General features: G+C 74.3%; 11 protein-coding genes and 1 tRNA gene. 6 read left to right on the top strand and 6 right to left on the bottom strand.

Annotation, left to right across the window (positions count from 1 at the left end):
• From ACSNOH_RS30280 to ACSNOH_RS30270, 3 genes are all read left to right on the top strand, one after another.
• A partial coding sequence (locus ACSNOH_RS30280; protein WP_436724641.1) for a cysteine protease StiP domain-containing protein occupies window positions 1-1,723 on the top strand: 1,723 nt, incomplete at its 5' end.
• On the top strand, window positions 1,720-2,523 hold the full coding sequence (locus ACSNOH_RS30275; RefSeq protein ID WP_436724640.1) for an HAD family hydrolase: 804 nt from the start codon (window positions 1,720-1,722) through the stop codon (window positions 2,521-2,523). The genes ACSNOH_RS30280 and ACSNOH_RS30275, both read left to right, overlap by 4 nt.
• Before the next feature lie 40 nt (window positions 2,524-2,563).
• The gene (locus ACSNOH_RS30270; RefSeq protein ID WP_436724639.1) at window positions 2,564-3,223 is read left to right on the top strand and encodes an O-methyltransferase; all 660 of its coding nucleotides are present in this window, start codon (window positions 2,564-2,566) and stop codon (window positions 3,221-3,223) included.
• Here ACSNOH_RS30270 and ACSNOH_RS30265 read toward each other — a convergent pair whose 3' ends face one another.
• From ACSNOH_RS30265 to ACSNOH_RS30255, 3 genes are all read right to left on the bottom strand, one after another.
• Window positions 3,224-3,430 (bottom strand): FmdB family zinc ribbon protein, encoded by a 207-nt coding sequence (locus tag ACSNOH_RS30265; protein ID WP_436724638.1) that lies wholly within the window; start codon window positions 3,428-3,430, stop codon window positions 3,224-3,226.
• Window positions 3,431-3,461: 31 nt separating this feature from the next.
• Window positions 3,462-4,874, bottom strand: a complete 1,413-nt coding sequence (locus tag ACSNOH_RS30260; protein WP_436724637.1) for a hypothetical protein — start codon at window positions 4,872-4,874, stop codon at window positions 3,462-3,464.
• Window positions 4,875-4,958: 84 nt separating this feature from the next.
• A complete protein-coding gene (locus ACSNOH_RS30255; RefSeq protein ID WP_436724636.1) occupies window positions 4,959-5,729 on the bottom strand; it encodes a DUF4097 family beta strand repeat-containing protein in 771 nt (256 codons plus the stop codon).
• 192 nt (window positions 5,730-5,921) lie between these two features.
• On the opposite strand from ACSNOH_RS30255, the gene ACSNOH_RS30250 reads away from it, so the two are divergent.
• A tRNA-Val gene (locus ACSNOH_RS30250) sits at window positions 5,922-5,993 on the top strand.
• A 78-nt stretch (window positions 5,994-6,071) separates the two neighbouring features.
• Here the strand turns inward: ACSNOH_RS30250 and ACSNOH_RS30245 are convergent.
• Entirely contained in the window at window positions 6,072-7,031 is a 960-nt protein-coding gene (locus tag ACSNOH_RS30245) for a LysR family transcriptional regulator (protein ID WP_436724635.1), read from the bottom strand.
• 208 nt (window positions 7,032-7,239) lie between these two features.
• Here ACSNOH_RS30245 and snpA point away from each other — a divergent pair, with 208 nt between their 5' ends.
• Both snpA and ACSNOH_RS30235 read left to right on the top strand, forming a co-directional pair.
• Window positions 7,240-7,908, top strand: a complete 669-nt coding sequence (gene snpA, locus ACSNOH_RS30240) for a snapalysin (protein ID WP_436724634.1) — start codon at window positions 7,240-7,242, stop codon at window positions 7,906-7,908.
• Between the two features lie 102 nt (window positions 7,909-8,010).
• Window positions 8,011-8,538, top strand: a complete 528-nt coding sequence (locus ACSNOH_RS30235; RefSeq protein ID WP_436724633.1) for a DUF1990 family protein — start codon at window positions 8,011-8,013, stop codon at window positions 8,536-8,538.
• Window positions 8,539-8,692: 154 nt separating this feature from the next.
• On the opposite strand, the gene ACSNOH_RS30230 is transcribed toward ACSNOH_RS30235, so the two are convergent.
• Window positions 8,693-9,310: a DedA family protein gene (locus tag ACSNOH_RS30230; protein ID WP_436724632.1), complete on the bottom strand. Its 618-nt coding sequence runs from the start codon at window positions 9,308-9,310 to the stop codon at window positions 8,693-8,695.
• 129 nt (window positions 9,311-9,439) lie between these two features.
• A complete protein-coding gene (locus ACSNOH_RS30225; RefSeq protein ID WP_436724642.1) occupies window positions 9,440-9,838 on the bottom strand; it encodes a DoxX family protein in 399 nt (132 codons plus the stop codon).
• Between the last annotated feature and the right edge of the window lie 57 nt (window positions 9,839-9,895).

Raw genomic sequence — 9,895 nt, 5'->3', positions numbered from 1 at the left:
CCCCTGCGCCCCCGCCCCCTCCCGTGTGGACATCCCGTGGCCGGCCGGTCTGCCCGACGGCGGCCGGCACGGCTTCACCCCGGCGCACCGCGCGCGGCTGGAGGCCGCGCTGCCGGCCATCGCTGAGGTTGTGGGCAGTCGTTCCGCCGGGGCGGAACGGGTGGGCACAACCGGGCCCGCAGACGGCAACGGCGCCGCACCCCCGCGGCGCATCCTCGTCCTCGGCACCGAGGAGCTGATGTACGCCCCCCTGCGCATCGCGCAGGCCCTGGAGGGCGCCCTCGGCGGCGAAGCGGACGTGCGGTTCTCCACGACCACCCGGTCCCCCGTACTGTCCGTCGACGACCCCGGCTACGCCATCCGCTCGCGGATCACCTTCCCCGCCCACGACAACCCCACCGACGGCCCCGGCGACCGCTACGCGTACAACGTCGCCGGCGCCGGCTTCGACACCGTCATCGTGGTCACCGACTCGCGCGGCGACACTCCCGAACTGCACGCCGAGGGCGGCCTCCTCCACGCGCTGTCCGCCCACGCGGAGCACGTCCGGCTCGTCGTCATTCCCTCCTACACCCCCGAGAGCCCCATGCCCCAACCCCTCCGCGGCCCCGCCTTCTCCTCCTACGACCCCGAGGACGTCGGCTGGCTCCTCCAGGACCTCTCCGGCGCCGAGCTGGAGGCGCCCACTGAGGAGCGCGAGGAGGCGATCCAGAGCGGCGGCGCGCACTACGCCGAGTCGCTGCCCGTCGAGTACCAGCCCAGCGAGCAGTACCAGGCGCTGTACGAGGCCGCCCTCCGGGACTCGGCCGGCCGGGTCGCCCGTGCCGTCGGCGTCGTCACCGAGACCGTGCTCGCCGAGCGGTCCCCCCGGCCCGTGCTCGTCTCGCTGGCCCGGGCCGGGACGCCCGTGGGCGTGCTGATGCGCCGCTGGGCCCGGCACGCGCACGGCCTGGACCTGCCGCACTACGCCGTCTCCATCGTCCGGGGCCGCGGCATCGACCCCGTCGCCCTGCGCTGGCTCGCCGCGCACCACGACCCGGCCGACGTCGTCTTCGTGGACGGGTGGACCGGCAAGGGCGCCATCACCCGCGAACTGGCGGCCGCCCTGGAGGGCTTCGACGGGTTCGACCCGCGCATCGCCGTGCTGGCCGACCCCGGGCAGTGCGTGGAGACCTACGGGACGCGGGACGACTTCCTGATCCCGTCGGCCTGCCTCAATTCCACCGTTTCCGGGCTGATTTCGCGTACCGTCCTGCGCGCCGACCTGGTGGGGCCGGAGGACTTCCACGGCGCCAAGTTCTACCGGGAGCTCGCCGGCGCCGACGCGTCGCGGGCCTTCGTCGACGCCGTCGCCGCCCGCTTCGGCGAGGTGGAGGAGGACGTGCGGCGGGACGTCAAGGAGCTCGCCGGTTCCGACCGCACGCCCACGTGGGACGGCTGGGCCGCCGTCGAGCGGATCAGCGAGGAGTACGGCATCCACGACGTCAACCTCGTCAAGCCCGGCGTGGGGGAGACCACCCGCGTGCTGCTGCGGCGCGTCCCCTGGAAGATCCTCGCCCGGCGCGGGGCCGGAGCGGACCTGGCCCACGTGCGGCTGCTCGCCGAGCAGCGCGGGGTGCCCGTCGAGGAGGTGGACGGCCTGCCGTACAGCTGCGTCGGCCTCATCCACCCCCGCTACACCCGCGGCGCGACCGGCGCCGACGGCAAGGCGGTCGCGAAGTGACCGTCCTCGTCGCCAGTGACCTCGACCGTACGCTCATCTACTCGGCCGCCGCGCTCGGCCTTGAGGGGCCCGACGCGTCCGCGCCCCGGCTGCTGTGCGTCGAGGTCTACGACCGCAAGCCGCTCTCCTACATGACCGAGACGGCCGCCGCCGCCTTCGCCGGGCTGGCCGCCGCCGTGCCCGTCGTGCCCACGACCACCCGGACGCGCGAGCAGTACGGGCGGATCCGGCTGCCCGGCCGCCCGCCCGCGTACGCGATCTGCGCCAACGGCGGCGAGCTGCTCGTCGACGGCGAGTCCGACCCGTCCTGGCGGGCCGCCGTCGAGCGGCGGATCGCCGAAGGGTGCGCCCCGCTCGCCGAGGTGCGCGCGCACCTCGTCCGGTCCGCCGACCCGGCGTGGCTGCTCAAGGAGCGCACCGCCGAGGATCTCTTCGCCTACCTCGTCGTCGACCGGGCGAAGCTGCCCGCCGGGTGGGTGGCGGAGCTCACCGAGTGGGCCGGCGCCCGCGGCTGGAGCGTCTCCCTGCAGGGCCGCAAGCTCTACGCCGTGCCGCGCCCGCTCACCAAGAGCGCCGCGGTCGCGGAGGTCGCACGGCGCACCGGCGCCTGCGAGGTGCTCGCCGCCGGCGACTCGCTCCTCGACGCCGACCTGCTGCTGGCCGCCGGCCGCGGCTGGCGGCCCGGCCACGGCGAGCTCGCCGACACCGGCTGGTCCGCCCCGCACGTCACCGCCCTGGAGACACGGGGCGTGGCCGCGGGCGAGGAGATCCTGCGGGCTTTCGCGGAGGCGGCGGCGTAGGCTCGTGCGCGGTCTTGTGCACGCCGTCGAGGAGGAACCCGTGACCGAGTTCAAAGGCACCGCGCTCACCCCCGAGTTGTACGCGTACGTCCTCGCCCACAACCCTCCGCTCGACCCCGTGCAGCGCGGCCTGGTCGAGACCACCCAGCGGGCCCTGCCCGCCCACGCCGTCAAGCAGATCGCCGAGGAGCAGGTGCCGCTGCTGGCCTTCCTCGTCCGGCTCACCGGCGCCCGGCACGTGGTGGAGGTCGGCACCTTCACCGGCCTGTCCGCGCTGGCCATGGCGCAGGCGCTGCCCGAGGGCGGCAGACTCGTCGCCCTGGACATCTCCGAGGAGTGGACCGCCTACGCCCGGCAGGCCTGGGAGCAGGCCGGGGTCGATGGCCGGATCGACCTGCGGATCGCGCCGGCCCTGGACTCCCTGCGGGCCATGCCCGCCGAGCCGCACGTCGACCTGGCCTTCCTCGACGCCGACAAGGACAACTACGTCAACTACTGGGAAGAGCTCGTCCCGCGGCTGCGCCCCGGCGGGCTGATCGTCGCCGACAACACCCTGATGATGGGGTCGGTCCTGGATCCGGAGAACCACCCCGTGGGCGCCCACGTAACGGAGTTCAACAGGCACGTGGTGGCCGACAAGCGCATGGAATCCGTGATGCTCACGGTGGCGGACGGCCTGACCCTGGCGCGCAAGCGGTGACTACGAGCAGCACCCGCCCCCGCAGCAGCCTCCGCCCTGCGGCGCGGGAGCGGATGCGGACCCACCGGTGACGGCGACGGCGGACAGCAGCTTGACGGTGTCCTCGTGCCCCGCGGGGCAGGTCGCGGGCGCGGACGACTCGGCCATGGGCCGGCTCAGCTCGAAGGTGTCCCCACAGGCACGGCAGCGGTATTCGTAACGAGGCATGCGGGCAGCATAGCCAGGGCGCCCGGCGAAGCTAGCCCGCCGCGGACGCTCCCCGCTCCCCCCGGATCTCCTGGACGACCCGGGAAACCTCCGCCCGCACCGCCTCCGTCTCCGTGAGGAAGTGCCACCAGTCCGGGTGCCGGCCCTCCAGCCCGGCCACCGCCCGCTCCAGCCGCTCCACCGCGGCGTCCAGCGGCCCCGCGTGCCGCGGGTCGGGCGTGCTGCGCCCGGCCATCGCCAGCCGCTGCGCGTCGCGGATGGCGAAGCGCGTGCGCTCGACCTCCCGCTGGTGGTCGAAGGAGACCTCGTCCAGCCGCCGCAGCCGGTCGGCCGCGGCGGAGACGGACTCGTCGGTCGTGCTCAGCACGGCCCGTACGGTCGACAGTAGGGCCAGCGCGTCCGGCCACCGCTGCTCGTCCCGCGCCCGGCGCGCTTCGGCGAGCTTCTCCTCCGCGGCGGCGACGGCCCGCCGGGCCTCGTCGGGCACCTGCTGCAGGTCCTGCCAGCAGGCGGCGCTGTAGCGGCGGCGCAGCTCGCTCAGGACGGGTTCGACGCCGGCGGCGCGGGTGGTCAGGGCCTGGGCCCGCGTCCGCAGGGAGACCAGGCGTTTGTCGATCTCCGCGACCTTGGCCGGCAGGCCCTCCGCCTCGGCCCGTACGGCCCCGGCCTCCTGCAGGACCCTTTCGGCGCGCCGGAGGGTGTCCGGGACGCCGTGCTGCCCGGCGCCCTGGTTGAGCTTGGTGAGTTCGGGGGAGAGGGCGGCGAGCCGCGCGGCGAGGCCGTCGGCGCGCAGGCCCGCCTCCCGGACGGCGTCGAGGGCGACGGTGGCGGCGAGGAGGCCCTGCCGGGCGCGCTCGACGGCGGGCGCGAGCCGGGACAGCTGTTCTTCGGCGGCGGCCAGGAGGGGGCCGAGGCCCTGCCCGAAGCGCTCCAGGTCGGCCTTGGTGCGCAGCAGCTCGTCCTTGGCCTTGGTGAGGTCGGCGCGGGCGCGGGCGGCGGCGCCGGCGTCGAGGTCCTCGCGGTCGAGGTCGTGGGAGTCGACGGCGCCGATGTAGGCGTGGGAGACCTCGTCGATGCGCTGCCCGAGGGCCGCGAAGTCGGCGGCGGCCTTGCGGGCGGCGGGGGAGGAGTCGACGGCCGTGATCGTCTCGATGGAGATCCGCAGCTCGCGCTGGGCGGTGTCGAGCTCGTAGAAGGCGGCCGCGGCGGCGTCCTTCGCGGCCTGGGCGTCGGCCCGGCGGCTCTCGTCGCGGCCCCGGCCCCAGCGGCGGGTGCCGCCGCCGGCGAAGGCGGCGGGCGCGGTGGCGACGGCCGTGGCGAGCAGGGGGAGCGGCAGGAGGGCGAGGGTGAGGACGTCGCGGGCGGCGGCGGCCGCGCGGCGGGCTCTCGCAGCCCCGAAACGGCGGTGTGCCGGTCGTGCGGACTGTGCGAAGGTCGCCGTCACGTGCCCTCTCCCGTTGATCGCCCCTGGCCGGATGCCATTCTCCCACCCGGTAGGGACGAACACGGAGGACGGATAGTTCGCCCGTCAGCTCGCGGGGCGGATCTTCACTTCGCCGTTGTTGCTGCGGGCGGTGACGACGTGGGCGCTGTTGTCGTCGCGCGGCACGTCCACGCGCACCTTGCCGTTGTTGCTGCGGCCTTCGGCCTTGTACGCGGCGCGGGGCAGGTCGATGGTGATGCTGCCGTTGTCGCTGCCGGCCTCGACCCGGTCCGGGACGCGGCCGAAGGCGAGGCGCACCGCTCCGTTGTCGGTGTCGGCCTTGACCCGGGAGGAGGTGACGCCGGTGGTGGTCACGGTGCCGTTGGAGCTGTGCAGGGCGAGGGAGCCGCTGCTGTCCTCGACGCGGACGGCGCCGTTGTCGGAACGGAGGTCGAGGTCGGTGGCGAAGCCGCGGGCCTTGATCGCGCCGTTGCTGTTCTTGACGGTCACCTTCACGCCGCGCGGCACCTCGATCCTGTGCCGGGACTCGCAGTCCACGCTGAGCCCGGAGCACTGCTCCTTGAGCTTGAGCACGGAGCCGTCCAGCTCCCAGGTGGCCTTCGCCGTCCCACCGAGGGTCCACCCGGAGAACCAGCGCGTGACCTGCACGTCCTTGACGTCGGCGGGTGTCAGTTCGAGCGCCGAGTTGTCGGACTCGATCGTCAGCTCCTTGCCGGCCAGCGCGAACGCCTTGTGCTCCGGCTTCGCGTCGTCCAGGTCGGCGCTCCCGCACCCGGTCAGCACGGCTCCGGCGGCCAGGACGCCGGCCGTGACGAGGGAGAGGCGGGCTGCGGTGGAACGGGCGCGGGGCTTCATCGGGACTCCGGGAGGGCAGATCGGGCGGGTACGGCAGGGTGCTGCGTACGGGGACCAGCGTAGAAGTGGATCACCCGGGCCGCGATGAAGCCCGCTACCGGACGAGGGTGGGGATAACCCCCGCCCCGGGGGCCCGCGGCGCCGCGTTTGCGGGGAACCGGGCAGGTCGGGGTAGGCTGTCACCTCGTGCCCGGGCGCATAGCTCAGCGGTAGAGCGCTGCTCTTACAAAGCAGATGTCGGCGGTTCGAATCCGTCTGTGCCCACCGTGTCCGTTTCAGCGCAGGAGCCCCGTACCGGGATCGGTACGGGGCTCCTGCGCTGTCGGCGGTGGCAGGGTCCCCTCAGGGCAGAGTCCGCATTCCGCCGTTCCGGTGCAGCCACGACCGGTACGTCGGGTCGGCGTAGGCGAGGGCGCGGTAGGCGTCGGCCAAGTCGTCGAAGAGGGCGTCGACTTCCGGGGCGGAGAGGGCGCCCGGCCGGGTGGCCAGGGAGAGTCCGACGGTCAGGGGGTCGCCGTAGAGGGGGCGGAGCACCGTTCCCGGGCCGGCCTCCGCGGTGGGCTGGCAGGCCCGTACCGCTTCGCCGGAGGCGACGAGGTCCGCGGCGGTGGTGGTGTCGCGCACGTGCACCAGGCGGGGGTCGATCCCGGCGGTGGTGAAGGCCCGCTGCAGGGCCGACCACTCGTGGTCGGCGGCCGGGTCCACGATCCAGGCGTCGTCGGCGAGTTCGGCGAGCCCGACCACGGGGTGGCCGGCGGCCGGATGCGTGACGGACAGGGCGACGAACCGCGGTTCCCGGGACATGAGGACCCGCTGCTCGACGCCCGGGGGTATGTGCAGGGGGAACCCCTCGGTCTCGTGGACGAAGGCGACGTCGAGCTGGTTGGTCGCCAGCAGCTGCAGCAACGTTCCGGCGGAGACCTCGATGTGGATGGCGATGTCCGTCTCGGGCAGCCGGGCGTGGAGGCGCCGCAGCCATCCGGTGACCACGCGCCCGCCGAGGCTGCCGACCCGCAGCCGGGCCCCGCCGGCGCCCGCCGCGGCGTCCCGGGCGGCCGCCATGAGCGCGCTCATCTCCGCGATGATGGGCCGGGCGCGGGAGAGCACCGAGTGACCCAGCGGTGTGGGGCGGCTGCCCGTCTGGCCGCGGGTGAACAGCAGGCCCCCGACGGCCCCTTCGATGCGGCGGAGCTGCGTGGTGAGCGAGGGCTGGGTCATGCCGAGCTGCAGCGCGGCCTTCCGCACACTGCCCGCATCCGCAATGGCGCAAAGCGCGCGGAGGTGCCTGACCTCGAGCTCCACGGGGGGAGCATAACTGCGCCCCGCACGTCACACCAGGCACATGGCGGGGCAGGGTAGGTGATTGGCTGGTGTTATGGCCAGTTGGCATCATCCGCACCGCTGATAACTCGTCACAGACTCTCGGGGACCAGCAGTTCACCCGACGGACATCCGGCCGGCACACCCACCGCCCGGCCCGGACGTCCTCGGCACGAATGGAGTCCCCCACATGAAACGCTCCACGATGGTGCTGTCGGCGGCGATCGGCCTCGGGCTCACGGCGGCCATGACGGCGGTTCCCGCCTCCGCCGCCGCCCCGGCGGTCACGGGATCGCAGACCGTGCAGTCGTCGTACGCCGGATCGGCGGCCGAAGAGGCCAACAACAAGGCGTTCTTCGACGCGGTGATGAAGTCGGCGCAGGCCAAGGCCGCGAAGTCGCCGGGTCTGCGGGCCGTCACGGTCACCTACGACGCCAGCAGAGCGCCGAGCTTCGCCTCCCAGATAGCCGCGAGCGCACAGATCTGGAACAGCTCCGTGCGCAACGTCCAGCTGCGTGCGGGCAGCAACGCCGACTTCGCCTACTACGAGGGCAACGACTCCCGCGGCTCGTACGCGAGCACCGACGGCCACGGGCGCGGCTACATCTTCCTCGACTACCGGCAGAACCAGCAGTACAACTCCACGCGCGTCACCGCGCACGAGACCGGCCACGTGCTCGGCCTGCCGGACCACTACTCGGGTCCGTGCAGCGAGCTGATGTCCGGCGGCGGCCCCGGCCCGTCCTGTCAGAACACCCGCCCCAACAGCGCCGAGAGCAGCCGGGTCAACCAGCTGTGGGCCAACGGCCTGTCGGCGTTCAAGAAGGACGACAAGGCGGTGTTCACCACGGCTCGATGAGCCTTCCGGCCTGCTGAGCAGGCCCGCCCGTCCGGCGGCCCGGTTCCCTCGCGGAGCCGGGCCGCCGCCCGTCCGCCGACCGCCCGCCGCATACTGGAACCGATGACACACCTGCCCCCCGGCCTCACCTATCCGGAGGCCGGCGCCACCGGGCGCCGCCCGCTGCCCGCCGGCTACCACCACCTGTACGAGGTGGGGTACGTCGGCCGCGGCCGGCCCGTCTTCGAAGCGGCCGCCGACGCGGTCCTCTCCTGGCGCATGCACCGCGCCGCGGGCGTCCGCGTGCCCGCCGGCACCCTCCCGGCCGCCCCCGGCGTCGTCGTGGACGTCTCCCTCGGCCTCGGCCCGCTGCGCGCCTCCGGCACGTGCGCGGTCGTCTGGGCCGTACGCGAGGAGCGCCGCGCGGGCTTCGCCTACGGCACGCTGCCGGGCCATCCCGAGTGCGGGGAGGAGTCCTTCGTCGTCACCCTCGACGGGGCGGAGGACGTGCACCTGGCCGTGACGGCGTTCAGCCGCCCGGCGCGCTGGTTCACCAGGGCCGCGGGCCCGCTGGTGCCGGCCTTCCAGCGGAGGTACGCCCGGCATTGCGCGCGGGTGCTGCGGGCGGAGGTCGCCCGGGCGGTGGTGTAGCCGGCCGGCGCATTGGTCCGTACCAAGACCGGTGCGGGTGCGGCACGAGAGCGTCCGCCGCTCACCGACCGGACGTACGGTCGTTGCAGTAGGGGGCCCTACGGGGACGTGCGGTTCGCGGGGTTGCGGTGACGGACGGCGGGGCCCGCGCGCCCTACCGCGGCCGCTTCACCACGTAGGCCGCGCCCGCACCGGCCGCGAACAGGGCGAGGAAGGAGACGGCCGTGCCGATCCAGCCGGCGCCGAGCCACTGGCCGCCGAAGTAGCCGAGGCTCACGCTGTACGCGGCCCAGGTCAGGCCGGCCAGGGCGGACCAGGGGAGGAACTCGGCCACCCGGCGGTGCATCACGCCCGCGCCGAGGCTGACCACGGACCGCCCGGCGGGGGCGAAGCGGGCGACGACCACGAGGGGGCCGCCGCCGCGCAGCAGCGCCGTGCCGAGCTTCTCCTGCGCGGCGGTCAGGCGCCGCGACCGGGCGATGGCCCGGTCGAAGCGGTCGCCGCCGCGCCAGGCGAGCCGGTAGGCGACCATGTCGCCGAGGACGGACGAGGTCGCGGCGCACAGCACCAGGGCGAGCATCTCGGGGAAGCCGGCGTGCCCGTGGGCCGCGCCGCCGACCGCATCGGCCGCGGTGCCCGCGGCGGCGGTCGCCGCCGTGATCACCAGGACCCCGCTGGGGAGCACGGGGAGGAAGACGTCCAGGAGTACGGAGATGCTGACGACCACGTACATCCATGGGGTCTCGGCCAGCGCCCCCAGCTTCTCCAGCACGTCCTGATCTCCTGGTACGGTCCCCCGCCGCGACGTCGCAGGGGAGCGGCAGGGGCGGCCTTCACAACCGCACAGCGTACGCCTGGGGCGGGTGTGACGTGTGAGCGGGGGCGGTGAAACCGGCGCAGATCACCCGCGGCGGGAGAAGAGCCGGTCCAGGGACAGCGCGCCCGGGCCGGTGAAGACGAGCAGCAGGAAGCCCCAGCAGAACATCACGGGCAGCTCGCCGCCGTTCTGGATCGGCCACAGCGCGCCGCTCTGGTGCATGTCGAAGTACGCGTACGCCATGGAGCCGGACGCGATCAGGGACGCGCTGCGGGTGCCCACGCCGAGCAGCACGAGGATGCCGCCGACGGCCTGGATGACGGCCGCGTACCAGAACGGCCAGAGGCCGGTCTCGACGGTGCCGCCGTGGGTGCCGGCCGCGCCGCCGAGCACGCCGAAGAGCGAGGCGATGCCGTGGCAGGCGAAGAGCAGGCCGATCACGACGCGGAAGGCGGAGAGCACGTACGGGCGGGCCGCGTCCAGGCGCTCGGTGAGGGCCGGGGCCGGGGCGGCACCGGAAGTCGCTGCTGCCGACGACGA

It is taken from the genome of Streptomyces sp. URMC 127 (assembly GCF_051386535.1).
GTDB lineage: Bacteria > Actinomycetota > Actinomycetes > Streptomycetales > Streptomycetaceae > Streptomyces.
Note: the sequence above shows the minus strand (reverse complement) of the source record. Positions and strands in the feature narration are given on the sequence as shown.

What these genes read in the sequence shown, in the direction of transcription:
- ACSNOH_RS30265 (WP_436724638.1), bottom strand. Translation starts at nt 3,430, where the DNA reads ATGCCTCGTTACGAATACCGCTGCCGTGCCTGTGGGGACACCTTCGAG.
- ACSNOH_RS30255 (WP_436724636.1), bottom strand. Translation starts at nt 5,729, where the DNA reads ATGAAGCCCCGCGCCCGTTCCACCGCAGCCCGCCTCTCCCTCGTCACG.
- snpA (WP_436724634.1), top strand. Translation starts at nt 7,240, where the DNA reads ATGAAACGCTCCACGATGGTGCTGTCGGCGGCGATCGGCCTCGGGCTC.
- ACSNOH_RS30235 (WP_436724633.1), top strand. Translation starts at nt 8,011, where the DNA reads ATGACACACCTGCCCCCCGGCCTCACCTATCCGGAGGCCGGCGCCACC.